General features: G+C 66.9%; 16 protein-coding genes and 1 riboswitch. Of the genes, 10 read left to right on the forward strand and 6 right to left on the reverse strand.

The window, feature by feature from the left end; all coding sequences use genetic code 11:
- Positions 1 to 115 precede the first annotated feature (115 nt).
- From DOM33_RS03285 to DOM33_RS03300, 4 genes are all read left to right on the forward strand, one after another.
- Entirely contained in the window at positions 116 to 1,372 is a 1,257-nt protein-coding gene (locus DOM33_RS03285; protein WP_110665769.1) for an efflux RND transporter periplasmic adaptor subunit, read from the forward strand.
- Positions 1,369 to 4,527, forward strand: coding sequence for an efflux RND transporter permease subunit (locus DOM33_RS03290; protein WP_110665771.1), 3,159 nt, complete (start codon positions 1,369 to 1,371; stop codon positions 4,525 to 4,527). Before DOM33_RS03285 ends, DOM33_RS03290 begins: the two co-directional genes overlap by 4 nt.
- Positions 4,524 to 7,619, forward strand: a complete 3,096-nt coding sequence (locus DOM33_RS03295; protein ID WP_110665773.1) for an efflux RND transporter permease subunit — start codon at positions 4,524 to 4,526, stop codon at positions 7,617 to 7,619. The genes DOM33_RS03290 and DOM33_RS03295 overlap by 4 nt, the downstream gene beginning before the upstream one ends.
- 224 nt (positions 7,620 to 7,843) lie before the next feature.
- Entirely contained in the window at positions 7,844 to 10,531 is a 2,688-nt protein-coding gene (locus DOM33_RS03300; protein WP_110665775.1) for an acyl-CoA dehydrogenase, read from the forward strand.
- 206 nt (positions 10,532 to 10,737) lie between these two features.
- On the opposite strand, the gene DOM33_RS03305 is transcribed toward DOM33_RS03300, so the two are convergent.
- The 4 genes from DOM33_RS03305 to DOM33_RS03320 all read right to left on the reverse strand — a co-directional run bounded on the left by DOM33_RS03305 (position 10,738) and on the right by DOM33_RS03320 (position 15,085).
- Positions 10,738 to 11,292, reverse strand: coding sequence for a septal ring lytic transglycosylase RlpA family protein (locus tag DOM33_RS03305; RefSeq protein ID WP_110665777.1), 555 nt, complete (start codon positions 11,290 to 11,292; stop codon positions 10,738 to 10,740).
- 108 nt (positions 11,293 to 11,400) lie between these two features.
- Entirely contained in the window at positions 11,401 to 13,266 is a 1,866-nt protein-coding gene (locus tag DOM33_RS03310; protein ID WP_110665779.1) for an SLC13 family permease, read from the reverse strand.
- A 182-nt stretch (positions 13,267 to 13,448) separates the two neighbouring features.
- A complete protein-coding gene (locus tag DOM33_RS03315; protein ID WP_110665781.1) occupies positions 13,449 to 14,426 on the reverse strand; it encodes an NADPH:quinone reductase in 978 nt (325 codons plus the stop codon).
- An 80-nt stretch (positions 14,427 to 14,506) separates the two neighbouring features.
- Positions 14,507 to 15,085 (reverse strand): hypothetical protein, encoded by a 579-nt coding sequence (locus tag DOM33_RS03320; protein WP_110665784.1) that lies wholly within the window; start codon positions 15,083 to 15,085, stop codon positions 14,507 to 14,509.
- Between the two features lie 472 nt (positions 15,086 to 15,557).
- On the opposite strand from DOM33_RS03320, the gene DOM33_RS03325 reads away from it, so the two are divergent.
- The 4 genes from DOM33_RS03325 (at position 15,558) to DOM33_RS03340 (ending at position 20,629) form a co-directional block, all read left to right on the forward strand.
- Positions 15,558 to 16,346 (forward strand): glycerophosphodiester phosphodiesterase family protein, encoded by a 789-nt coding sequence (locus DOM33_RS03325; RefSeq protein WP_110667471.1) that lies wholly within the window; start codon positions 15,558 to 15,560, stop codon positions 16,344 to 16,346.
- Between the two features lie 92 nt (positions 16,347 to 16,438).
- Positions 16,439 to 17,287, forward strand: coding sequence for a motility protein A (locus tag DOM33_RS03330; RefSeq protein ID WP_110665786.1), 849 nt, complete (start codon positions 16,439 to 16,441; stop codon positions 17,285 to 17,287).
- Positions 17,284 to 18,231, forward strand: coding sequence for an OmpA family protein (locus DOM33_RS03335; RefSeq protein WP_239495245.1), 948 nt, complete (start codon positions 17,284 to 17,286; stop codon positions 18,229 to 18,231). The genes DOM33_RS03330 and DOM33_RS03335 overlap by 4 nt, the downstream gene beginning before the upstream one ends.
- Positions 18,232 to 18,273: 42 nt before the next feature.
- A riboswitch (cobalamin riboswitch) is annotated at positions 18,274 to 18,503 on the forward strand.
- A 200-nt stretch (positions 18,504 to 18,703) separates the two neighbouring features.
- The gene (locus DOM33_RS03340; RefSeq protein WP_162617879.1) at positions 18,704 to 20,629 is read left to right on the forward strand and encodes a TonB-dependent receptor domain-containing protein; all 1,926 of its coding nucleotides are present in this window, start codon (positions 18,704 to 18,706) and stop codon (positions 20,627 to 20,629) included.
- A gap of 60 nt (positions 20,630 to 20,689) precedes the next feature.
- Here DOM33_RS03340 and DOM33_RS03345 read toward each other — a convergent pair whose 3' ends face one another.
- Positions 20,690 to 21,811 carry a glycosyltransferase family 61 protein gene (locus DOM33_RS03345; protein WP_162617880.1) on the reverse strand — a complete coding sequence of 374 codons (1,122 nt, stop codon included), beginning with the start codon at positions 21,809 to 21,811 and terminating at the stop codon, positions 20,690 to 20,692.
- Between the two features lie 270 nt (positions 21,812 to 22,081).
- On the opposite strand from DOM33_RS03345, the gene DOM33_RS03350 reads away from it, so the two are divergent.
- On the forward strand, positions 22,082 to 23,149 hold the full coding sequence (locus DOM33_RS03350) for a PA0069 family radical SAM protein (RefSeq protein ID WP_110665792.1): 1,068 nt from the start codon (positions 22,082 to 22,084) through the stop codon (positions 23,147 to 23,149).
- A 470-nt stretch (positions 23,150 to 23,619) separates the two neighbouring features.
- Here DOM33_RS03350 and DOM33_RS03355 read toward each other — a convergent pair whose 3' ends face one another.
- Positions 23,620 to 25,035 carry a hypothetical protein gene (locus DOM33_RS03355; protein WP_162617881.1) on the reverse strand — a complete coding sequence of 472 codons (1,416 nt, stop codon included), beginning with the start codon at positions 25,033 to 25,035 and terminating at the stop codon, positions 23,620 to 23,622.
- 541 nt (positions 25,036 to 25,576) lie between these two features.
- On the opposite strand from DOM33_RS03355, the gene DOM33_RS03360 reads away from it, so the two are divergent.
- Positions 25,577 to 25,894 (forward strand): winged helix-turn-helix domain-containing protein, encoded by a 318-nt coding sequence (locus DOM33_RS03360; RefSeq protein WP_110665796.1) that lies wholly within the window; start codon positions 25,577 to 25,579, stop codon positions 25,892 to 25,894.
- Positions 25,895 to 25,961: the final 67 nt, after the last annotated feature.

The raw sequence follows: 25,961 nt of genomic DNA on the forward strand, positions 1-25,961 counted from the left end.
ACCGCGCCGGCTCGAGCCTCGTCGATGAGCCGTTCGCCTGGCGTCGAGACGACGTACCTTCACTGCCGCACCGCCGACGCTTCACCGCCCCGATATCACTGGATCGAGCTCGTCTATGTCCTCTTCTTCCTCTTCTCGCCCCCGCCGTCCGCTGCGCTGGGTCCTGATCGTCTTGATCCTGATCGCCGTGGCACTTGCCGGTTACTGGCTGCTGCGCGACGACGCAGACGACAGCGCGGATACCGCCGACGCCGGCGGCACGCCGGCGGGCGCCCCCCAGGCCTCTGCCGTCTCCGCGGTCACCGCCAGCCGCGGCGATCTGCCGATCCGGCTGACGGCGCTCGGCACCGTGCGGCCGCTGGCCAGCGTCGAGGTGCGGCCCCGGGTGGAGGGCGAGCTCACCGAGGTCTCCTTCGAAGAGGGCGAGGTCGTCGAGAAGGGCCAGGTCCTTGCACGTATCGACCCGCGGGATTACGAGGCGCAGCGTGCCCAGGCCCAGGGCCAGCTCGAGCAGGACCAGGCTCAGCTCGCCTCTGCCAAAGAGGATCTGGCGCGCTACAACAAGCTGATCGAGACCAACTACGTCTCGCGTCAGGAACTCGAACAGCAGCGCCAGCTGGTGCGTCAGTACGAAGGCACCGTGGCGAGCGACAGGGCCAGCCTCGAGAGCACCGAGGTCCAGGTGGACTACACCCGCATCACCGCCCCCATCACTGGCGTGGTGGGCATTCGCAACGTCGACCCGGGAAACATCGTGCAGCTCGGCAACGACGATCCCATCGTCACCATCACCCAGCTCGATCCGATCTCGGTGATCTTTTCGCTACCCAGCCGCTACGTCGATACGCTGCGCGAGCGCCTGGCGAGCGGCGATCGCCCCACCGTCACCGTCACCACGGCCGGCGGCAAGACTCACAGCGGCGAACTGGCGAGCCTCGACAGCCGGATCAACAGCACCACGGGGACGCTGCGCATGCGCGCTACCCTCGACAACCCCGATGGCGCGCTCTACCCCAACGCCTACGTCGACGTGAGCCTGGTGTCGCAGATTTTGCGCGACCGGCTGATCGTCCCCGAACCCGCCGTGCAGACCGGACAGGACGGCAACTACGTCTACGTGGTCAACGCCGACGACAGCGTCAGCCAGCGTTCGGTGACGCTGGTCGCCAACCAGCGCAACCGGAGCGTCATCGAGGGCGAACTCGAAGCGGGTGACCGGGTCGTCGTCGACGGCGTGGACAACCTTCGCGACGGCGCCAAGGTGCGCGTGGTCAGCAATGCCCTGCCGGGCGAAGCGAGCGACGAGGAGAGCGCCGCCGGCGAGACGACCCCGGCGGCGAACGACACTGACGAAGACGCCGGCACGCCATGAATCCGTCTCGCCTGTTCATTCTGCGGCCGGTCGCCACCTCGCTGATCATGCTGGCGATTCTTATCGCCGGGGCCCTGGCCTACCGCCTGCTGCCGATCTCCTCGCTGCCGGAGGTCGACTTTCCCACCATCCAGGTGACCACGCTCTACCCCGGCGCCGGGCCGGACGTGATGCTCTCTCACGTCACCGCGCCGCTGGAGGATCAGCTCGGCGAGATCTCGGGCCTGGAGGACATGAGCTCGACCAGCACCGGCGGGGCGTCGCTGATCACGTTGCGATTCTCTCTCGATGCCGATCTCGGCGTGGCGGAGCAGGAGGTGCAGGCGGCGCTGAACCAGGCCGAGACGCTGCTGCCGAGCGATCTGCCGCGGCCGCCCAGCTACTCCAAAGTCAATCCGGCGGATACGCCGATCATGACGCTGGCGGTGAGTTCCGACACCCTGCCGCTTACCGAGGTCTACGATCTCGTCGACACCCGCATGGCCCAGCGTATCGCCCAGATCAGCGGCGTGGGTCAGGTCAAGCTGGCCGGCGGCCAGGAGCCTGCCGTGCGGGTGACGGTGGATTCGCGCAAGCTCGCCGCCCATGGCCTCGACATGGCCGCGGTGCGAAGTGCCGTGGACGCTGCCAACGTCAATCAGGCCAAGGGCACGCTCTACGGGCCGTACCGTGCCTATACCATCGACGCCAACGATCAGCTGCTCTCCGCCGAGGGCTATCGCGACCTGATACTCGCCGCCGACGACGATAGCGTGCTGCGGCTTTCGGATGTCGCAAGCGTCGAGGACGGCGCGGAGAACGCCTATCTCGCCGCCTGGGCCAATCGCCGCGGGGCCATTCTGGTCGACGTGCTACGCCAGCCCGGGGCCAACGTGGTGGGCGTCGCCGATGCGATCAAGCAGAGCCTGCCGGGACTCGAGAATACGCTGCCGGCCGCGGTGAACGTCGAGGTGCTCACCGACCGCACCACCACCATCCGCGCCGCGGTGAAGGACGTTCAGTTCGAACTGCTGCTGGCGATCTCGCTGGTGGTCATGGTCACTTTCCTGTTCCTGCGCAACCTGCCGGCGACGCTGATTCCCAGCCTCGCGGTCCCGCTGTCGCTGGTGGGCACGTTCGGCGCCATGCATCTGGCGGGCTTCAGTCTCAACAACCTCACGCTGATGGCGCTGACCATCGCCACCGGCTTCGTCATCGACGACGCCATCGTGGTCCTGGAGAACATCACCCGCTACGTCGAAAAGGGCGAGAAGCCGCTGGCGGCGGCGCTCAAGGGCTCACGCCAGATCGCCTTCACCATCGTCTCGCTGACGGTCTCGCTGCTGGCGGTACTGATCCCGCTGGTCTTCATGAGCGGCGTGGTGGGCGTACTCTTCCGGGAGTTCGCGCTGACGCTTGCGATCTCGATTCTGATCTCGGCGTTCGTGTCGCTGACGCTGACGCCGATGCTCTGCGCGCGCTGGCTCAAGCATCGCCCGGATGCCGTCGGCGAGAGCGACGACGAAGCGATGGTACGCAATCGCCGAGGGCTCTTCGGCCGCGTTACCCGCGGCTACGAGCACGCGCTCGACTGGGTACTGCGCCACCAGACGCTGACGCTGCTGGTCGCCCTGGGCTCGCTGGCGGTGACGGCGCTGCTGTTCGTCGCCACACCGAAGGGGCTCTTCCCGGTGCAGGACACCGGCGTGATCCGCGGCATCACCACCGCCACCCAGTCGACCTCGTTCGAGGCGATGTCCGAGCGTCAACGGCGTCTGGTCGACAGACTGCTCGACGACCCGGCGGTGGCGAGTCTCTCCTCGAGTATCGGCATCGACGGCACCAACACCACACTCAACGGGGGGCGGGTCTCGATCAACCTGACGCCGCTGGGCGAGCGCGACGGCCTCGATGCCGTGCTCGCCCGGCTGCGCCAGGCCGATGCCGACATCCCGGGACTGACGCTTGCGCTCTCGCCGGTGCAGGATCTCACCCTCGAGGACACCATCAGCCGCTACCCGTATCAGTTCGCCCTCACCCAGGGCGATCGCGACGTGCTCGACGGCGATGTCGGAAAGCTGCTCGAGCGTCTGCGCCAATCCCCGGCCATCGCCAACGTGGCGAGCGACGTGCAGAACGACGGCCGCAAGCTCGCCGTGACCATCGACCGCGCCCGCGCGGGGCGTCTCGGCGTCAGCGTGGCGGACATCGACGACGCGCTCTACGACGCGTTCGGTCAGCGCCTGATCTCGACCATCTTCACCCAGGCGAGTCAGTACCGCGTGGTGCTGGCCGCCAACTCGGCGGACGGTGACGGCGTCGAGGCGCTATCCCGGCTCTACGTCACGGGCAGCGACGATACCTTGGTACCGCTGTCGAGTCTGGTGACGCTCGAGGAGCAGCGCACCCCGCTCTCGCTGCAGCGTCAGAATCAGTTCCCCTCGGCGCTGATGTCGTTCGCGGTGGCGGACGGCCATTCGCTGTCCCAGGCCTTCGAGGCAGTGGACACCGCCGCGAGCGAAACGCTCAGCGATCAGACCCGGCTTGCGTATCGCGGCGCGGCGCTCGCCTACACCGACTCCACCAGCGACACGCTCTGGCTGATCCTGGCGGCGGTGGTGACCATGTACATCGTGCTCGGTGTGCTCTACGAGAGCTACGTCCATCCGCTGACCATCCTCTCGACGCTGCCGTCGGCGGCGATCGGTGCGCTGCTCGCGCTCAACCTGAGCGGCAATTCACTGGGGCTGGTGGCGGTGATCGGCATCATCCTGCTGATCGGCATCGTCAAGAAGAACGCCATCATGATGATCGACTTCGCGCTGGAAGCGCAGCGCGAGCGCGGCATGGATGCGGTCCACGCCATCCACACCGCCGCCCTGCTGCGCTTCCGACCGATCATGATGACTACCTTTGCCGCGCTCCTGGGCGCGCTGCCGCTGATGTTCGCCAGCGGCTACGGCGCCGAGCTGCGAGCGCCGCTGGGGATGACCATGGTCGGCGGGCTGCTGCTGAGCCAGCTGCTGACGCTGTTCACCACGCCGGTGATCTACCTGTTCTTCGACCGGCTGGGCACCCGTTTCGGGCGACGTCGGCAGGATGACGACGACGCGAGGGATCGCCCCGGCGCACCGGACGACGCACGCAACGGCGAGCACGGAGGCCTCGGAACGTGAGTCTCTCCGCGCCCTTCGTCCGCCGGCCGGTGGCGACCGTGCTGCTGGCATTGGCGATTCTGCTGCTGGGGTCGCTGGCCTATGAGCGCCTGCCGGTGGCGCCGCTGCCCAACGTCTCCTTCCCGACGATCATGGTCTCGGCGAGCCTCGCCGGTGCCAACCCGGAGACGATGGCATCGAACGTGGCGACGCCGCTGGAGCGCTCGCTGGGACGAATTCCCGGCATCAGCCAGATGACCTCTTCGAGCAGCGACAGCTCGAGCTCGATCGTGGTGCAGTTCGATCTGGAAAAGAACATCGATGTCGCCGCCCAGGAGGTGCAGGCGGCGATCAACGATGCCCAGCCGCTGCTGCCCAGCGCCATGACCAGCCGACCGCGCTACCGCAAGCTCAACCCGGCGTCGGCGCCGGTGCTGATCCTCTCGCTCACCTCGGACACGCTACCCACCAGCGAGCTCTACCGCCTCGCCGATAGCCAGATCGCCCCGCCCATCGCGCAGGTGCCCGGGGTCGGCGATGTCGGCGTGGGCGGCAGCTCGTCGCCGGCGGTACGCGTCTCCCTCGACCCGCGTCGACTCAACCACGCCGGCATCACCCTCGATGCCGTGGCCGGCGCCCTGCGGGCGGCGACGACGCAGTCGCCCACCGGTTTCGTGTCGAGCATCGAACACCGCTGGGAGGTCGACACCGACTCCCAGCTGCTCGAGGCCAGCGACTATAGTCAGGTGGTGCTGGCCCGTGACGACGACGGCTCGCTGCTCCGTCTCGGCGACGTCGCCGAGATCACCGACGGCGTCGAGGATCGCTACAACGTCGGCTTTCAGAACAACCTGCCGGCGGTACTGCTGGTGATCAGCCCCACCAGCGGCGCCAACATCATCGAGACGATCGCCGGGGTGCGCGAGCGGCTCGACGAGATCCGCAGCCTGCTGCCGGCCAGCGCGACGCTCAGCGTCGAGCTCGACCGCGCCCCGGGCATCCGCGCCTCGCTCCACGAGACCCAGCTAACGCTGATCCTGGCGATCGTGCTCGTGGTGCTGGTGGTGTTCCTCTTTCTGCGCAACGCCCGCGCGACGATCATCCCCAGCGTGGCGATCCCGGTGTCGCTGGTCGGCACCTTCGCGATGATGTGGGTGTTCGACTTCTCGCTGGATACGCTCTCGCTGATGGCGCTGATCGTCTCCATCGGCTTTCTGGTCGACGACGCCATCGTGGTGGTGGAGAACATCGCCCGCCACATCGAAGCCGGCATGAAACCCTTCCCCGCTGCCCTGCTCGGCGCCAAGGAGGTCGGCTTCACAGTGACCGCGATGAGCGTGTCGCTAGTGGCGGTGTTCATTCCGCTGCTGCTGCTCGGCGGCTTCGTCGGCCGGCTCTTCCACGAGTTCGCGGTGACGCTGTCGCTGGCGATCATGGTGTCGCTGCTGGTGTCGCTGACGCTGACGCCGATGCTCTGCGCGCGCTGGCTCAAGCCCCAGGCGCCGCGCGAACGCGAGCCCGCCTGGGAGCGCGCCCTGACCCGATTCGGCCGTGGCTGCCTCAAGGCCTATGCGGTGACGCTGGATGTCGCGCTCAAGCATCGGCGCCTGACGCTGCTGTCGCTGATCGCGGTGATCGTGCTCAACGGCTATCTCTACACGGCCGTGGAGAAGGGTTTCGTGCCGGATCAGGACACCGGCCGACTGCTGGGCACCATGCGCGTCGACCAGGGCGTATCGTTCGAGGCGGCCTCCGACAAACTGCGCCAGGTACGCGAGCGTCTCACCGCCGACCCGGCGGTCAACAGCGTGTTGGGGTTCATGGGGAGCGGCGGTCCCGGGCGCGGCGGCTCCTCGGCGACGCTGTTCATCACGCTCAAGGGCGACCGTGAGGGATCGACGCAGGCGATCGGCAATCGGCTGATGGCAGGACTGCAAGGCATGGCCGGGGTCAACACCTTCATGTTTCCGCTGCAGGATATCCGCGTCGGCGGCCGCTCGAGCAGCGCCTCCGAGTACGAGATCACCCTGAAGAGCGACAGCCTCCCCCTGCTCGACGAGTGGTCCAAGCGGGTCAGTCAGGCGATGGAGGGCGTGGAGGGTATCACCGGGATCGACAGCGACAGCCGCGGCGAGGGGCAGGCGGCCAAGCTGGTGGTGGATCGCGACACCGCCTCCCGGCTCGGCGTCGACATGAACACCATCGACTCCACCCTGGGCAGCGCCTTCGCCCAGAGCCGGGTGGTGAGCCTGTATGAAGCCGACGAGCAGCGCTACGTGGTGATGGAGGTCGCCGCTCCCTTCCGTCAGGCACCGGAAGCGATCACCGATCTCCACGTCAGCGGCCGCGACGGCGAGATGATCCCGGTATCGGCCTTCAGTCACGTCGAGCGCTCGACGCTGCCGGTGAGCGTGAATCATCAGGGTCAGTTCGCCGCCTCGACGGTGTCGTTCAACCTCGAGGACGGCGTTTCGCTGGGCCAGGCGACGGATCGCATTCGCGCGGCCGTCGCGGACCTGCGCCTGCCCACCGACGTTCAGGTGGACTTCGAGGGCAGCGCCGGGCAGTTCCAGAGCGGCGTCGAGGCGATGCCGTGGCTGATCCTCGCGGCCCTGGTCACGGTCTATCTAGTGCTGGGTATTCTCTACGAGAGCTACATCCACCCGCTGACGATCCTCTCGACGCTGCCCTCGGCGGGCGTGGGCGCCCTGCTGGCGCTGATGGCGCTGGACACGCCGTTCACCCTGATCGCGCTGATCGGCATCATCCTGCTCATCGGGGTGGTGAAGAAGAACGCCATCATGCTGGTCGACTTCGCCGTGATCTGTGAGCGCGAAGAGAACATGGAACCGCTGGAAGCGATCCGCCATGCGGCGCTGGTGCGCTTCCGACCGATCATGATGACCACGCTCGCGGCCCTCCTCGGCGCGCTGCCGCTGCTGCTGGGCACCGACGAGAACGCCGCCCTGCGCGCCCCACTGGGGATCACCATCATCGGCGGGCTGATCGTCAGTCAGGTTCTCACGCTCTACACCACGCCGGTGGTATATCTCTACCTCGACCGGCTTCACCGTCGCCTGCGCCCGCGCCGGCTGGCAGAAACGCCCGCTTGACCTTCGAGTGCACCGGCCGCGGCCTGCTCGCCGCGGCCGGTGCGGCGTCACTCGCTTCTCCTTTTTGCTCATCGCTCGTGGCTCGTGGCTCGTCGCTCGTGGCTCGTGGCTGACTATCCCAAAGGATGAGGCCGCGCCCGCTAGTCACCCGAGGCGCATTCCGCTAGTCTGAAACTCAAATTCAAACGCTCGTCTGAATTTTCGTTTCCCCTCCGGAGTTCGCCATGATCACACTGCTGCTTCTGGTTGCCGCCATCGTCGGCTGTCTCGTCGTCATGCGCCGGGAGGCGGGGGCGGCGCCGGCGCTTGCCGTGCTCGCCGTTCTCGGCCTTCTCGGTCTCGTTCTCGATGCCGAGGTCATCGGGGTCATCCTGCTGCTTGCCGCCCTCTGCGTCGCTGCCTGCGGCCTCAAGCCGATTCGTCGGCTATGGCTCTCCCCCAGACTGTTCGCGATGTTCAAGAAGGTCGCGCCGAAGGTCTCTGACACCGAGCGCGTGGCGCTGGATGCCGGCACCGTCGCCTGGGACGGCGAGCTCTTCAGCGGCCGCCCCGACTGGCACAAGCTGATCGCTTTCGACAACGCCGGGCTGAGTGACGAGGAGCAGGCGTTTCTGGATCATCAGTGCGCCGTCGCCGCCGGCATGTGCAACGCCTGGGAGATCGCCCGCGAGCGCGCCGACATGCCCGAGGCGCTGTGGGAGTACCTGAAGAAGGAGCGCTTCTTCGGGATGATCATCCCCAAGGCCTACGGGGGCCTGGAGTTCTCGGCCAAGGCGCAGTCCGCCGTGCTGCAGAAGCTCTCCTTCAACGAGACCCTGATGAGCACCGTCGGCGTGCCCAACTCGCTCGGCCCGGGCGAGCTGCTGCTGAAATACGGCACCGATGAGCAGAAGAACCATTACCTGCCGCGGCTGGCAGACGGCCGCGAGATTCCCTGCTTTGCCTTGACCGGCCCGCGTGCCGGTAGCGACGCCACCTCCATCCCGGACGTGGGTATCGTCTGCCGCGGGATGTTCGAGGGCCGCGAAGTGCTGGGGCTGAAGCTCACCTTCGAGAAGCGCTGGATCACCCTCGCCCCCATCGCCACGGTGGTCGGGCTGGCGTTTCGCATGTTCGACCCGGACGACCTGCTCGAACGCGGCGAGAGTGACATCGGCATCAGCTGTGCGCTGATTCCGCGTGACACCCAGGGCATGGAGATCGGCCGTCGCCACCATCCGATCGGCAGTCCCTTCATGAACGGACCGATCAAGGGCAAGGAAGTCTTCATTCCGCTGGACTACCTGATCGGCGGGCTGGAGATGGCCGGTCAGGGCTGGCGCATGCTGGTCGAGTGCCTCTCCGTGGGCCGCTGCATCACGCTGCCCTCCGGCGCGGCGGGCACCGGCCGCTACGCCACCGGCTGGACCGGCGGCTTCGCCCGCATTCGTCGCCAGTTCAACATCGCCATCGCCGACATGGAGGGCGTGCAGGAGCCGTTGGCACGTATCGCTGCCAAGTCCTACATCTCGCAGGCGGCGGTAATGCAGACTGCCAACACCATCGACCACGGCGTCAAGCCGGCGGTGCCGTCGGCGATCCTCAAGAGCCAGCTCACCGAGTTCCAGCGCGAGATCATGACCGACGCCATGGACGTCCACGGCGGACGTACCGTGACGCTGGGGCCGCGCAACTATCTGGGCATCGGCTTCAGTGCCACGCCGGTGTCGATCACCGTCGAGGGCGCCAACATCATGACCCGCAACCTGATGATCTTCGGTCAGGGCGCGATCCGCTGCCATCCCTACGTGCTCGACGAGCTGGCGGCGAAGGACAATGACGACGCCGAGGCCTTCGACGGTCTCTTCTTCCGCCACATCGGGCTGATCTTCGGCAACGCTGCCCGCGCCTTCACCGAGGCGTTCGGTGTCGGCCGCGCGGCGGTGCCGTTCGATGCCACCGCCGCGCCGTACGCGCAGGACGCGGCACGTCTCTCCTCGGCCTTCGGTCTCTGTGCCGATGCGGCGATGGCGAGCCTCGGCTCGAAGCTCAAGCAGCGCGAGATGATCTCGGCGCGCCTCGGCGACGTGCTCTCCAATCTCTACCTGCTGTCGATGGTGCTCAAGCACTGGCGCGAGACCGATCGCGTCGACGGCGAAGCGGCGCTCTTTCACTACAGCTGCCGGATGCTGCTCAACCGCGCCGAACAGGCGATGATCGATCTGTTCGACAATCTGCCCAATCGCGCACTGGCGAAGACCCTGTCGGTGATCACCATGCCGCTGGGGCGTCGCTGGAACAAGCCGCAGGATCGCCTCACCCGTGAGATCGCCCGCGCCGTCTCCACCGACAGCGCTCTGCGCCACAAGATGACGCGTAACACCTGGAACACTTGGGAAGAGGGCCAGCAGGACAACCCGATGGTTCGCTACGACGCCCTGCTCGCCAACGCCGAGCGCGCCGAGGCGATCTATCGCACGCTGGGCAAGGCCCGGGTGAAGAAGGAGCTGCCGGAAGTGGCGCTGCATCCCGAGCAGTGGATCGACGCCGCGCAGGAGTCGGGGCTGCTCAGCGAAGAGGATGCCGCCTTCATGCGCGCCCACGAGGCCGAAGTCCTGGAGATGCTGACGGTGGACGACTTCGCCTTCGACGCCTTCGCCATGCGCAAGGATGAAGATGGCACGGTGGCCTCGACTGAGGGACCGGGTACCCGACGCAACCCCGATGCGCACAAACCCCATGCGCCGAAAACCGCGGCGGGCGACGAGACGGCTCATGGAGAAGCGAACCGTGACACCGTGTCGCCGACGCTGAGCGAGCCGGCGGAAAAACCACCCACCTCGCCCGACACCTACCGTACCGGCGAGGTTTCCGACGAGACCACCACCGCGAGCGAAGCGTCCTCGAACCGCCGCGATGACCGAGGTGCCTGAGGCGCAATGAGTTTTCGGGCGCCGGCAACCGTCGGCGCTCGGGACACGTCGCGCCCTTCGTCACCCGCGCCACCACCACTCTCAACGACGACGCCCCNNCGGGGCGTCGTCGTTCGTGCCGTCGCATTGCCCTCCCGGTACGGACTCACGCTGTTCGAACGGTTCGATCGTCTCGGTCGTCTCGCGAACGGTTTGAACGGCTCGAACTACTCGAGCACCTGCAGGCGTACCTCGGCCGTCCCGGCATCCACCAGCCCCAGCTGTTCGGCGGCACGCTCGGAGACGTCGATGATCCGACCGGGAACGAAGGGACCACGGTCATTGATGCGCACCACGGCCGTTTCACCGGAGTCGAGCAGCGTGACGCGAACCTTGGTACCGAACGGCAGCGTCTTGTGCGCAGCGGTCATCGCCTGACCGTCGTAGGGCTCGCCACTGGCAGTCGGCTGCCCCTGGAAATAGCTGGCGTAGTAGGTCGCCTCGCCCACCCGGCGACGCTGGTTGGCTACCGGTCGCTCGCTCGGCGGCTGTCGCTGGGCGTCGTCGGCGACCGGGGGCGACACCTTGCGCTTGGGCACTGCCTTGGCCGTGGGTTTCGCCGGCGCGGCGACGCCCGGTGGCTGACCGCTCGAACGCTCGTGGGGCTGCGAGGTGCTGACGCAGCCCGCCAGCACCAGTGCCGCGCAGAGCCCGGCGATTACCGCAGTACCGCGTCGTCGAATCGAGGATGTCGGTGAGGCCGAATCGTTGTGAAGGTTCATAGCGTCGTGTCGTCGAAAATGACGTCGTCTCGTCGAAGAAAATGGCCGGCGCGATCCCGACGCGCCTCGCCGGTAACGGGGATCGCCGCATGATACCCGATGCACGGCTCAGGCAAGCGGCCAAAAAAGCAAAATCGATGGAATCGCCACCAGCATCGTCAGCGCCGAGAGCGGCAGGCCCAGCTTCCAGTAGTCCTGGAACCGGTAGCCGCCGGGGCCCATCACCAGCGTGTTCGACTGGTGGCCGATCGGGGTGAGAAAGGCGCAGGAGGCGCTCACCGCCACCACCATCAGAAACGGGTCCAGCGACAGTGAAAACCCGCTGGCGAGGCTCGCCGCGATCGGCGCCATCAGCAGCGCAGCGGCGGCGTTGTTGACCACGTTGGAGAGTAACATCGTCAGCAGAAACAGCGCGCAGAGCGTGATGATCGGCGGCCAGCCGCTGCCGACCGCGAGCATGGTGTCAGCGATCATCCTGGCACCGCCGCTGGTGTCGAGCGCCTGACCCACCGGCAGCATCGCCGCCAGCAGCACGATCACCGAGCCTTCGATGGCATCGTACCCCTCGCGTAGCGGCAGGACCCCGACCGCCAGGGTGATCAGCGCCGCCGTCGACAGCGCCACTGCGGCCGGCAGCAGATCGAGCAGCATCGCGGCGATGGCAAGCGCGAAGATGCAAAGCGAGAGCGCCAGCTGACGCGGCCGGCCCAGGGTGAGCTTGCGACTGGCGAGCGGCAGACAGCCGAGCTCGGCGAGACTCTCGCTGAGTCCGTTCTCGTCGCCCTGGAGCAGCAGCACGTCCCCGGTCTTGAATCGCACCTCGCGCAGGCGCTGCTTCAGGCGTGCGCCATCGCGGGAAACCGCCACCAGATGCAGTCCGTGCTGGTTGAGCAGGCGCAGCTGGGCGACCGTGCGGTTGATCAGCATCGAATCCGCTCGCACCACCGCCTCCACCAGCTGCAGATCCTCCGTGTCCAGCGGCGCAGTCGACTCGTCGCCGTCGCCCGCCGCTGCCGCTGCCGCGTCCGTCGCTGGCTGATCGGCCTCGCCAGCCCCACCCGACGCTTGCGGGTTTGCCGTTGCCGCGCGTGCGGCGCCGAACGTCAGTCCCGCCTTGTCCTCGAGCTGCTGCAGGTCTTCGGTGCCGGCCTCCAGCAGCAGGATGTCGCCCGCCGCCAGCGTGCCGTAGAAGCGGTGGCCGGGATGGCGGGTCTCGCCGCGAAGCACGGCGAGAATCGGCACCGGGTCGCTGCACACCTCGCGAAGCTGACGCAGTGTCCAGCCGACCGCCTTGGCGTCCTCGGCCACCGTCAGCTCGCTCAGATAGGCCGAGGTCTCGAACAGCGTGTCCGCGGAGGCCTGCCCTTTGCGATGCGGAATGAAGCGCCAGCCGATCAGCAGCATGAAGGCGAAGCCGGCGAGCGCCACCAGACCGCCGACCGGGGCAAAGTCGAACATGCGAAACGCCCCTTCTCCCTGGCCCGCCCGAAACGCGCTGATGATGATGTTGGGCGGCGTCCCGATCAACGTGATCAGCCCGCCAAGTAGCGAGCCGAAGGCCAGCGGCATCAGCAGCATCGACGGCGAGGTGCCGTGCTCGCGGGCGACGCGAACCGCCACCGGCAGCAGCAGCGCCAGCGCGCCGACGTTGTTCATGACCGCCGAAAGCAGGATCACCGTCGCGGTCAGCACCGCCAGCTGCCAGGTCGGATGGCTGGCGGCGGCGAGCGTCTTCTCGGCGATCCAGTCCACCAGCCCCGCGTGCTCGAAGCCCCGGCTCAAGATCAGCACTGCGGCGACGGTGATCACCGCCGGATGACCGAATCCGGAGAACGCCTCCTCCGCCGGTACCACGCCGAGCAGTACGCTCGCCAAAAGCGCCGCCATCGCCACCAGATCGTAGCGAAAGCGCCCCCAGACGAAGCCCACCAGGGTCAACCCGAGTATCGCGAATACCACGTACGCATCCTGCATGCCGCTTCTCCCGACGCGATGAGATCCCGATACGACGACGGGCGGCGACGACCGCGCGGCATCGAAAAAGCCGGCGTCGCGAAGTCGCGGCGCCGGCTCGGCTATCCTAGACCTTTCTGAAAAGAGACTGGACGAATCCGGCGCGCACGCTCATCGAATGAGCGGCGCGCCGACGGGCTTTCTCAAGGGATGAGAACGGTCGACCCGGTGGTCCCGCGCGAGGCGAGGGACTCCTGCGCCTTGCCCGCCTCGGCAAGGGCGAAGCGCTGACCGATGTCGATGCGCACCTTGCCGCTCTCCAGCATGTCGAACAGGTCCAGGCACATCTCCTCGAGCCGCTCGCGGCTGTCCGCGTAGCCGTTGAGGCTCGGCCGCGTCAGATAGAGCGAGCCCTTCTGGTTGAGAATGCCGACGTTGATTCCCTCGACTGCGCCGGAGGCGTTGCCGAAACTCACCATCAGCCCGCGCGGGGCGAGACAGTCGAGCGAGATCGCCCAGGTATCCTTGCCCACCGAGTCGTAGACCACCGGCACCATCGCCCCGTCGGTCAGTTCGCGCACCCGCTCGACCACGTTCTCCTCGCGGTAGTTGATCGTCGCCCAGGCGCCGTTGCGCTTGGCGATCTCCGCCTTCTCCGCCGAGCCCACGGTGGCGATCACTTTCACCCCCAGCGCGCTGGCCCACTGGCAGGCGATGGAGCCGACCCCTCCGGCTGCGGCATGGAAGAGAATCGTCTCGCCGCCCTCGAGCGGGAAAGTCTGGCGCAGCAGGTACTGAACGGTCAGCCCCTTGAGCATGCCGGCCGCCGCGGTCTCGAAGTCGATATCCTCGGGTAGCTTGACCACTTTCTCACCCGGCAGCACGTGCACTTCGGCGTAGGAGCCGAGCGGGCCTTGCGCGTAGGCGACGCGGTCCCCCACCTCCAGATGATCGACCCCTTCGCCGACCGCCTCGACGACACCCGCGCCTTCGGTGCCGAGCCCCGAGGGCATGCTCGGCGCCGGATAGAGCCCGGTGCGAAAGTAGATGTCGATGAAGTTGAGGCCGATGGCGTGATTCTTGATGCGAACCTCACCCGCGCCGGGCGCGGCGGGCTCTACATCGATGAGTTCGAGAACTTCCGGCCCGCCGGTGCGGGCAAACTGGATACGCTTGGCCATGGACTGTCCCTGCCGTTGAATGGATCGCTGTTCATCGAAGCGCCTAATGGGCCACCGGTCAAGCCGCGGCGACGGCGGGCTCAGAGCGTGACGCGGGGATAGCGCTCGAGCGCTTCGAGAAAGCGCGTCTTGTAGTTCTCGAACGCCTCCGGCTGCTGCTTGAAGGTCTTGACGATCCCTTCGCCGTCGAAGCGCACCATCTTGGGCAGCGCATCGCCGTCAGGCGTCGGGTGACGCGGGCCGAGGCCGACCCGAGGGCCACCCTCGGCAGCGTCGACCCAGCGCTCGATGCCGGCGCTCTTGAAGAAAGCCTCGCCCGCCTCGTCTTGAGCCAGAACGCGAAGCGGTGCCTTGGCGGCAAGCTGTTCGACCAGCTCGCGACCGTGGGTCTGTACCCCATCGCCCGGCGGCGTGGAGAGCATCGCCAGCTCCATGGTCTGCCCGTCCACGTCGGACGAGAGCAGCGCCATCGCCAGGGCGTGGCCTTCATCGTCCGTCAGCGCGAACAGTCTTGCGGCCTGCTGCTCGAACAGCACACCGAGGGTGCCGGCGAAGGTGACCAGCGGCGTCAGCCCCGCATCCTGACCGTAGACATCGGCGCAGAGCTGGGCGAGACACGCCTCACGGCTATCGGGATCTTTTACATGGACGACTTTCATCGGACTCTCCGCTTCGACTCTCGGATCGCTTTCCGCCCGCCACCCCGCTCAGGGGCGGCGGGCGGAAAGACGCTGGCAAAGGCGCGCAGCGTAGCACAACCGGCCCGGCCGACACCGCCAGCCTGGGTGCGGGCGAGTGCACGGCGATCGAATCCGGAAGGACGAGCGGGGCGGTACCCAGCCTGACGGGGTCGGCCGTGATGGCATCGGACGTGGCGAGGACGACGTGGAACGCCGCTTCATCAGCGCGCGTGTCATCCCGCGGCAATCGCCGGCCACTACGCTTCTGCTCGAGTCTGCGAGGGCGCGCATCGCGAACATCGAGACGGGCGTACCTCGGGCGTCTCCCGCCTTGACGCCACGGGCGCGGTGATGGAAGGTCAACCGCTGAGCGCCGCCCCTAGGCGCCGCGCGAGCGCTTCGCCGTCGCCGCCTCTCCCTTTGCCCGCCCGGAGTCCGTCACTGCATGAGCATGAGTTCCGCCCCCCTCGCCCCCACGCTTGCCGACGCCCCGCGCTACATCGCCCATCGCGGTCTCTCCGCGCAGGCCCCCGAGAACACGCTGGCGGCCGTCCGCGCGGCACACGAGGCGGGCTGTGACTGGGTCGAACTCGACGTCCAGCTACTCGGTGACGCCACGCCGGTGATCTGGCACGACGCCGGGCTCAAACGCTGCTCCGACGCCCGCGGCAAGCTGGTCGACCTCGACGTGAGACGGGCCGCGCGGCTCGACGTTGGTGCCTGGTTCGGCGAGTCGTTTCGCGGCGAGCGGATGGCGACCCTCGAGCAGATGCTCGCCCTGATCGACGAGCTCGGCATGGGCCTCAACCTCGAACTCAAGGTCTGCCGCGGGCGCAACGCCATCGAGCTTGCGCGCACCGCGCTCCCTCCAGTGCTGGAAGTGCTGCCGGCGGAGCGGCTCATCGTCTCCTCCTTCGACCGTCACGCGCTCACCGCGGCACGCGCGCTGGAGCCCGACGCCGAGCGGCTGCGCCTGGGGGTACTCGATGACAAGGCGCCCAAGCAGTGGTGGCGGGAGACGGAGCGGCTGGCGGCCTACAGCCTGCATCTGGACTGGCGCAAGCTGAAGATCAAGCGTGCCCATGAGATCGCCGACGAGGCGGTGAAGCTCTTCTGCTATACCGCCAACGACCCCGTCGCCTTCGACAAACTCTGGGGCTGGGGCGTCGACGGCGTGATCAGCGACGACCCCGCCCGCTTCGTCACCCACGCGTCCGACGCCGCCAAAGCCGGCGAATAGCGCCCACAACCGTCGCCAAATAGCCTCTTTGGCTCACGCGGTCCGCCGTTACCATGGGTGGCCTTCACCGCCTCCCACGCAGCGAGCCGTCCATGAATCCCTCGACGCTTATCGGCGTGATCACCAGTGCCGTTCTCCTGGCGACCGTCGTGCTCTTCACCGCCCACGCGCCCGACAGCTTCCTCAACCTGCCGGGGCTTGCGATCGTGATCACCGGCACCCTCGCCGCCAGCTTCATCAGCTATCCGCTCGACGAGCTGCGCCGGCTTCTCCATCAGGTTCGCGTGGTCTTCCACCGCGAGACCCCGCGGCGCGAACTCGACGCCGACCTGGATCAGCTCATCGAGATGGCCCGCCACTGGAACCGGGGCAACATCCGCGCCGTCGAGAGCGTGCTGGCCAATACCACCAGCCCCTTTCTGCGCACCGGCATGCAGATGGTGATCGCCAACAGCCGCGAGGAGGAGATCCGAGAGATGCTGCGCTGGCGGATGATGCGGCTGAAGACCCGCGAGCGCGCCGACGCACAGATCCTGCGCACCATGGCGGTCTACGCGCCGGCATTCGGCATGCTCGGTACGCTGGTGGGGCTGATCAACATGCTCGAGGTGATTCAGGCCGGCGACATCGCGATCATCGGCCCCAGGCTTGCGATCGCATTGATGTCGACCTTCTACGGCATTCTGCTCGCCAATCTGGCGTTCAAGCCGGTGGCGGTGAAGCTCGAGCGTCGCACCGAAGCGCGCCTGATCGCGATGACCCTGCTGCTGGAGGGCGTCACCATGGTCAGCAAGCGTCGACTGCCGGCCTTCATCGAAGAGGCGCTCGGCACCTATCGCGCGGAGTACCGCGACGAGATGCGTGACACGCCCGCGCCGACCTCGAGCGCTGCACCCTCGCCTGCGGCCACCGCCGCGCCCGAGACGTCGCGTACCGCATGAGTGCCCTTGCGACCTCGACAGCCGGCAGCCCGTTCGGCGACAGCCTCGACGACCCGCTCTTCGACGTGCTCGATGAGGGCTCGGAGAGCGACTCCTGGCTGATGAGCTATCTCGATCTACTGATGCTGCTCGTCACCTTCTTCGTGCTGATGCTCGCGCTCTACGCCGGCCGCCCGGCCGTCGTCGAGCCGTCGCTCTTCGCCAGCGGTGCCCCCGCGATGCCGCCTGCCGTGGCGATGGTCACCGCACCGCCTGCGCCGCCGAACGTCTCCAACGCCTCGAACGTCTCGAACGACAGCGCCGGCCCGCCGCCGCCAACCTCGAACGAGAACGCCAAACCGACGCCGCGACCCTCGGCGGCGATGGCCTTCTATCGACCGCCCAAGCACCTGGCCGCCGCCCCGGTCGCCAGCGATACCGGTTTCTATGCAGTCGGCGAACGCCCCGCCCGGCCGTCGGTCGTGCCGCCCCGTCTCGACATGGTCTACTCGGTGCCGCTGTTCGATGTCGCTCCGCCGCCGGCGTCACTGCCGAAAATCGACGGGGTCGAAGTCACGGCGATACCACGGGGCTACAACCTGCGCATCGAGGATCATCTGCTATTCGACAGCAGCGCCGTCGACGTCAGCGACGGCGGCCAGCGTCTCGTCGAGCGACTGCTGCCGCTGATCGAGCAGTTCGACGGTACGCTCTCGGTGGAGGGTCATACCGATAGCGTGCCCATCGCCACCTTGCGCTTCCCATCCAACTGGGAACTCTCGGCGGCGCGCGCTTCGGCCGTGGTACGCGCGCTGCGTCAGGCCGGCATTCCCGCTGAGCGACTGCGGGCGACGGGCTACGCCGACGTGGAACCGCTGGCGGACAACGCCACCGCCGAGGGCCGCGCCCGCAATCGACGGGTGGAGATCGTGCTGCAGAATCCACAGCCGACGAGCGCACCGTGAGCCGACCATCGCGTTTGCCTTTTACCGGCAAGCTGCGACAATCCGGCGCGTCGAGAGCGACGTGTTCGGGAAACGGGTGAAACCCCCGTACTGCCCCCGCAACGGTAATCGTGATGACACCGGCAGGGATCGCATCCAGCCACTGTGAGAAGGCGTCTAGGGAACGCGCCGGCATCATGGGAAGGCGCCGGTGGGCAACGTCTCGCGGGTTCTGCCCGCGATCGAGACGTTCACGCGAGAGTCCGGAGACCGGCGTCGCTCTCTGCACTGGTTGGTGCGGAGGGCTTCATCCAGTGGCGACACGTCTCTCGGCGCGACGATGCCCACCATCGTCGTGGCGCACGCCTGCGCGACATTCGCAGGCGTGTGCCCGCGCGACGTTCACGTCACCCCGTCCTCCCATCGCGATTTCGATCAGCGGTCGCCCTCGCCCACGAGCGGCGCCCCATCGCGCCTGGGGATCACTTCAATCATGACGCAGCACCACACTCTCAACGAGACGCCCGCGCCCGGCCGTCACGCAAGACGCCCCGCCACTGCCGCGCCGCCGACCGCTTCACGACTGACGGCTTCGCCATCCGCCGGCCAGCGGCTCGTCGCCGGGGGGCTTTTCCTGCTGGCGGCGACGAGCACCACCGCCCATGCCCAGACCGTCGATGATCAGGCACGCCTGGACGACCTGCAGGTGACCGCCAACCGGCTCGTCCAGACCCAGAGCGACGTGCTGGCGAGCACCACCGTCATCGAGCGCGCCGAGATCGAGCGCAGTCAGGCATCGAGCCTGGTCGAGCTGCTCCAGGGCCGGGCCGGCATCGAGCTCGCCCGCAACGGTGGGCGCGGCAATACGACCAGTCTATTCATGCGCGGTACCAACTCCGATCACACCCTGGTGTTGGTCGACGGCCAGCGCATCGCCTCCCCCACCGACGGCTCAGTCAACTGGGAATTTCTGCCGGTCGCCGCCATCGAGCGTATCGAGATCGTGCGCGGCCCGCGCGCTTCGGCCTTCGGGGCCGACGCCATCGGCGGGGTGATCAACATCTTCACCCGTAGCGCCGATGCACCCGGCCAGCACGCCACGCTCGAGCTACGCGCCGGCGAGCAGGATAGCCAGCAGCAGAGCGGCTGGTTCTCCACCGTTCAGGGCGACACGCGTCTATCGGCGCTGCTCGATCATGCGAAAAGCGACGGTTTCTCCGCCCGCGACGACGCAAGCGACGACGACGGTTTCGCCCAGAACACCGGCCAGCTCTCGCTCTCTCACGCGTTCGGCGAGTCGGCCGATCTCGACGTGTCGCTGCTGCGCTCGACCACCCGCTACGACTACGACGACTGCGCCGGCTCCGACGACTGCCGCGGCAAGGGCGAGCAGTTTCTCGCCAACGCGGCGCTCACCAGTCACCTTTCCGACAGTTGGGACATGGTGCTCACGGCCGGGCAGGCACGGGAGTCGCGGCGTCAGATCATCGACAGCGACAGCAACGGGCGAACCGCCACCCGGCGCAACGACTTCGGGATCGCCCACCGCTTCCATCTCGACGATGGCGGTGCGGCCCTCGGCGTCGACTATCGTCAGGAAGAACTCACCGACGGCGCCTCGAGCTACGCGCATGATGCGCGCGAGAATTACGGCCTCTACGCCAACGCCCATCGCCAGCTGGGCCGCCACTCGCTCTCCGCGGGTGCCCGCTTCGACGACGATCAGCGCTTCGGCGATGCCACCACCGGCAACGTCGCCTACGCCTTCGACCTCACCGCGCGCCAGCAGCTCGGCGCGAGCTACGCCACGGCTTTCAGGGCGCCGAGCTTTCTCGAGCTCTACGGCCCCTACGGCAACAACCCGGAGCTCGACGCGGAGGAATCGGAGACCACCGAAGTGTTCTGGCGACTGACCGCCGAGCGCTGGCATCTCGGCGTCACCGCCTTCGATACCCGCATCGACGATCTGATCAGCTACACCGGGCCGGACTTCGCCCCGATCAACGTCGACCGGGCGCGTATTCGCGGCGTGGAGCTTTCTACCGGCTGGCAGACTGGCGGCCTGAGCCTGGATGCCTCGCTGACGCACCAGAATCCGGAAGATCGTTCGACCGACGAGCGGCTGCTGCGCCGCGCTCGCACCTACGGCCGGCTCGACGCCGATTACGCTTTCGCCGGCTACAACGTCGGCGCGACGCTGCGAAGCGCCGGTAATCGCCGCGATACCGATGTCGTCTCCTTCGGCGAGACTCACACCGCCGGTTACGGGGTGGTCGATCTGCGCACCTCGTGGGCGGTGACGCCGGAAGTGACGCTGCTGGCCAAGCTCGAAAACGCCTTCGATCGTGACTATCAGCTGGTCGACGGCTACAACACCCAGGGTCGCTACTTCGAAGCCGGCGTCAGGCTCACCTATTGAGCTCGCCACGTTTGAACCGCGGCATCGCCGGCGCTCTCCTGACGGCGGCGAGAAGATCGGTCAGGCGTGCTGAGGGACGACCGCCCTGTCGGCCACGGCCGTTGCCAGAAACGTCTCGATGGCGGCGGCATTCTCGTCGAGGTCGAAGCGATAGTCCTGATCAGTGCCGCTCGTTCGCAGATAGGTGATCCGAGCCTGGGCAGCCATCGCCACCGAGGCGTGCCAGAAGTTGTTGCGCGGCCCGCGGGACCAGATCAGCACTCGCGCCCCGGGACGGCAGAAGCCGATGTTGTGCAGCGCCGAGCCATCCTCCCCGGCGATCCACTCGGCCGCCTCGAAGTAGGCGATCTGATCGGCCAGGGAATGATCTTCGGGGTAGAACGCGACGAATCCGCGCCGCGTGAAGTACGCCTCCAGCGTCTCCTGATCCGTGACCCGCGGCGTCTTGCGTCGCAGCAACACCAGCCTGTGCGGCAGACGCCGGTCCCTCGGGCTGTCCTTGGCGTAGCAGTCACGCAGGAAGTCGAAGCTCTCGCGCATCTGCCGCGTACAGAGCGTCAGCCCGTTCTTGCCGATGACCGGCACCCAGAGCGACTTGACCATCACGTAGTGCGACTTGTCGTAGCGCACGACGCGATCGGCGAGCCCCGCCGCCTCGATGAAGGCGAACGCCCAGCCCGGCATGTTCTTGATCAGAATCGGCCGGCGCACACCGGTCTTTTGCTCGACCAGACGGATGCTCAGCAACCGCGAGACGTAGTCGATGATCCAGTGACCGTAGACGTGGATACCGGGGCCGTGGAGCAGGATCGCCTCGTCGCGCACGTCGAATGCGTCCGGCGATTCGAGCCGGTTCTCGCGCACCGCCGCTTCCAGGCGTTGCCGCGACCAGTTGACGCCGTGGCCGTTGAGATAGGCGCTCACCCGGGGCAGATAGACCACGCAGGCCTGCCCGAAGATCAGGGCGTCAGTGACCCGGGCCACACGTCGGGACCAGAGCCCGTCGGCACTGGCCGCCACGCGGCTGAAGTAGGCGCTCTGGAAGTCGGCATCCGTATCGGCGGTGATGACACGCTCGTCGTACGCTTCACGATAGGGCGTTTCGAACTCGAGGTACTCGATCGGGCCGGGCACACTCGCTTCTTCGCCGTACCACTGCGCGGCGACTTCGATGGTTTTCATGCAGGCTCTCTTAGACCGATCGCTGGACCGGCAACTGGGGACGTGGCACCCGTGCGACGACCGTCGTCGGGCTCTTCCATGCCCCCAGGTATACGCAGCTCGCCACTCACCGCCCATACGAAAATGGGCGTGGCGAAAAAGGCTGACGTTTCCCGGCGCCGGGTATCGCGAGAAAGCTGAGATACCTCCTGCCGTTAACGTCGGCGGCCCATTGCGAGCCGCCGCGAAGGCGAATACTGTATTTAGATACAGCCTCTAGAGCGCCAAACCATGCATCCCGATTCCGGTCCACGCAAAGGCCGCGGTGCCACCTACAACCCGGACAACCGCTTCCAGCCGAGCCGCATCGAGTCTGAGTCCGACGGCTGGTGGTGGGAACAGGCCGCCGAGCGCATCGATACTCAGGTGATCGAGGAAGCCCCCAGGAGCGCACTCTCCTGGAATCACTCACCGGACCTGGGTTTCGACCGCTCGCTCAATCCCTATCGCGGCTGCGAGCACGGCTGCGTCTACTGCTACGCTCGCCCCAGCCACGCCTACTGGGACTACTCGCCGGGGCTGGACTTCGAGACCCGCCTGATCGCCAAGACCGGCATGGTCGAGCGGCTGCGCGAGGAGCTCTGCAAGCCTGGCTACGTCTGTCGGCCGATCAATCTCTCGGGCAATACCGACGCCTACCAGCCCATCGAGGCGGACTACGCCAGCACCCGTTCGCTGCTCGAACTGCTGCTCGAGTGTCGCCACCCGGTGACGCTGGTGACCAAGAGCGCGCTGATCCTGCGCGACACCGCGCTGCTCGCCGAGATGGCGCGGCACCGCCTGGTTCGCGTGTTCGTGAGTCTCACCACGCTCGACAACGACCTGAAGCGCACGCTGGAGCCGCGCACCGCCTCCCCGGCGGCGCGTCTGAGGGTGATTCGCGAGTTGCACGAGGCGGGCGTTCCCGTCGGTGTGCTGGTCGCCCCGGTGATTCCGGCGATCAACGATTGTGAGATCGAGTCGATTCTCGCCCGCGCCGCCGAGGCGGGCGCGGCGAGTGCGAGCTGGACGCTGCTGCGTCTGCCGCGGGAGGTCTCGCCGCTGTTCGAAGCGTGGCTCGCGGCGCACTACCCCGAGCGTGCCGGCAAGGTGATGAGCCTGATCCGCCAGTCCCGAGGCGGCGCCACCAACGACAGCCGCTTCGGCCAGCGGATGCACGGCGAGGGGCTGTTCGTCGACATGATCGATCAGCGCTTCGCGCGCAGCGCGAGAAAACTCGGCCTCGGCCGTCGCGCCGAGATGGGCCTCGAGACCGCCGGCTTCCGCCCACCCCATCGTCAACAGGATCTCTTCGGCTGAGGGCACCCGGGGCAACAAGCGGGCGGTTGAACGTCGTTCGAGGTCGGAACAGGATCATTGGCGAATCGGTTACTGCCATTTTCTTCGCCCGGGGCTTCGCTTCGCTGCCACCGCCCACGCTCTCGGTCCTCGTTCCAGTCAAAGACGCGGCCGGCATCCTGCCGCGCTATCCGAACGGGCGCGCCGGGGCGATGTGGCGCTGGTGGCATCCCCCCGCGTCTGACGGCATCGGCTGCGACTCGACCAGCCGGATCTTGGGGTCGCCGTCGGTATCTGGCTCGGCCACTTTTTCTCCTACCAGACCCACGCCGTCGGGGGCCTCCCAGGCGGGCGATGTCGTCACTGACCCGGCAAACGGTCGGCCAGCCGTGACAGTCGATGCGAAAGCATCCCGGTCGAGGATCGGGAAACGACGACGCCTCGCAGCCGAGCTGCAAGGCGTCGTGAGCACTCGGCGGCGCGAGGGCGCGTCAGTCGAGTTTTTCGGTCTGTAGCCGGAAGCGACCCGTTCCGTCCTCGTAGCCGCTCGCGTTGATCGTATAATCACCCGGCGTCAGGTTCGTCTCGATACGCGCGTCATAGCCTCCACCGCTATCGTCATCGGAAAGCGCGACGCCGGACTCGCCGGTTAGCTTCAGGAAGGCGTCCAGTTCGCTGGAACGCATGGTCACGGCGTAGCGACCCGCTTCGTCAATATGCCAGACGTAGTCCTTGGCGCCATCGGACATCAAGGCGTCCTCGAGCCGCCCGACGCCCTCGATGCGACGCGCTTCATCGGACAGCGCATCGGCTGACGACGTTGCCACCGCCAACGTGAACATCCCGGCAGTGCCAGCCTCGTAGCCCGACGCACTCAGGGTGTACGTGCCGGGTTGTAGAATGCCTTTCAAGCGAGCGTCGTAGCCGTCACCGCTGTCGTCGTCGACGAGGTTCACGCCTTCTCCCGTCAATACGAGATAGGCATCCAGCGTCTCCGAACGCATGTCGATCGTATAGGTGGCCACGTCGTCGACGTTGAGGGTGTACTTGCGAGGGTCGCCATTGAAGTACCCCGTCAACTCGTCACTGGGGGAAACGTCCCCCTCGTTGCGTAGCGCGTCTCCGGCCGGAAGCGGTTGGGGTTCGACGCTCAAGGTGTACTCGCCGGTCGTCGTGTCACCGTAGGCGCTCGCCTCGACCCGATAATCGCCAGACGCCAGATAGGTGGTCAGCTGGGCATCACGTCCGGTAACGCCTTCGCCGGAGTCGTCATCGCTGACCTCGACGTTCTGACCGGCAAGGCGAAGATAGGCGTCCACCACGTCACTGCGCATGGTGACGCGGTACAACCCGGCTTTTTCGACGTCGAGCGAGTAGGCGTTAGGGTCGCCGGTGAAAAAACCGGTGAGTTCGTCTTCGGTCGCCAGGTCCCCTCCGTTGCGGACGTCGAGCGTCCCACTACTGACCTCGAAGGGACCGTAGCTATCGCTATCGACGCCGCTGACGGCCAACCAGTAGGTGCCCGTCCTCTCGATCTCGGCGCCCAAGCTGACGGCTGGTGAGTCGCTGGCAGGTTCGGCGGATCTGGCCGGGGCCGACGAATGGGCCAACAGGTTGTCGTTGTCGTCGAATAGCGTCAGGGTGCCGCCGAGCGCCCCTTCGAGCTCGAACCGCACGAAGGTGTCGGCATCGAACTTCACTGGCAGCCGCACGTATCGGCTGCCGTCGTTGGCGTTGAGCTGGCTCGTGGAAGTCAGCTCGCCTGTCAGCGTGTCACCGACCGGGCGCGGTTGCGACGGTGATTTGGCATCGTCAGCCTTTTGGCTACCTGGCAACTGATACGCGGCCGTCCACCCCAAAAGGATGCCTACCGTAACAGTGACGACTGTGCCGGCCGTGCGGTACACGGTTGGTGTCATTCTCTTTCCCTTAAAGACGTATTGTCGTGATGCCGCCCCCAAGCAGGGAGGCGTTTGAGCCGAGAGTCATGACATTGCGCGTCGTGACCGACGCTATGTCATTGATCGCGCCTAGTTAATTGGAAAGTAGAAAGCCCGGTAAGTCGATGCACAATGGCACAATAAAGTGGTGAGTTGACATTTAATGACATCAATCTTCGCCGAAACTAAGCGAACTTCGTGTTTTCATCGGTTTGTCAGACAATCCTGACGCTGCCAGAGGCGTTCAGGACGTGGCGTCGTGGCTCAACGCGCTGGAGTCATCGGGACCGAGGCATGGGAAGAGGCCTTGGCCGCCTAGGGTCGGTAGCCCGAAACGCCAAGCTCATCCGCCGGCGAGCGCTCATCCGCTGGCGAACGCTCATCCGCTGGCGAACGCTCATCCGCTGGCGAACGCTCATCCGCTGGCGAACGCTCATCCGCTGGCGAACGCTCGTGTGGGCTCGCCCCATCCCGTAGGATGGCGCCAAAGCCCCGTCACGAGCGCGCCATGACTCTCAGCAAGACCCGCACCAGCTTCTACCGCCGGCTCTTCGTCGCGTATCTCATCGATAGCGGCCGGGCGACGAGCGTGCCGGCCGTCGTCGAGGCGACCGGGATGCCGCGACGTACCGCGCAGGACACACTGACCGCACTGGCAGAGCTGGATATCCTCTGTGCCTTCGAGCAGACACAGGGCGAGCGCCACCACATCGGTCGCTACGTCATCCGCGACTGGGGCCCGATCGACGCCCAATGGGTCGCGGCCAACGCGACGAGTCTGGCCACCGCTCTCGGCTACCCCCGGCCCGACGACGCATCGCCCTAGACCCAACGTCTCGAACCCCCTTCTTTATTCAGCGAACGACTTCAGCGAATCACTTCAGCGAGTGACT

Origin of the sequence: Salinicola halophilus (genome assembly GCF_003206155.1) — a bacterium.
Taxonomy (GTDB): Bacteria; Pseudomonadota; Gammaproteobacteria; order Pseudomonadales; family Halomonadaceae; genus Salinicola; species Salinicola halophilus.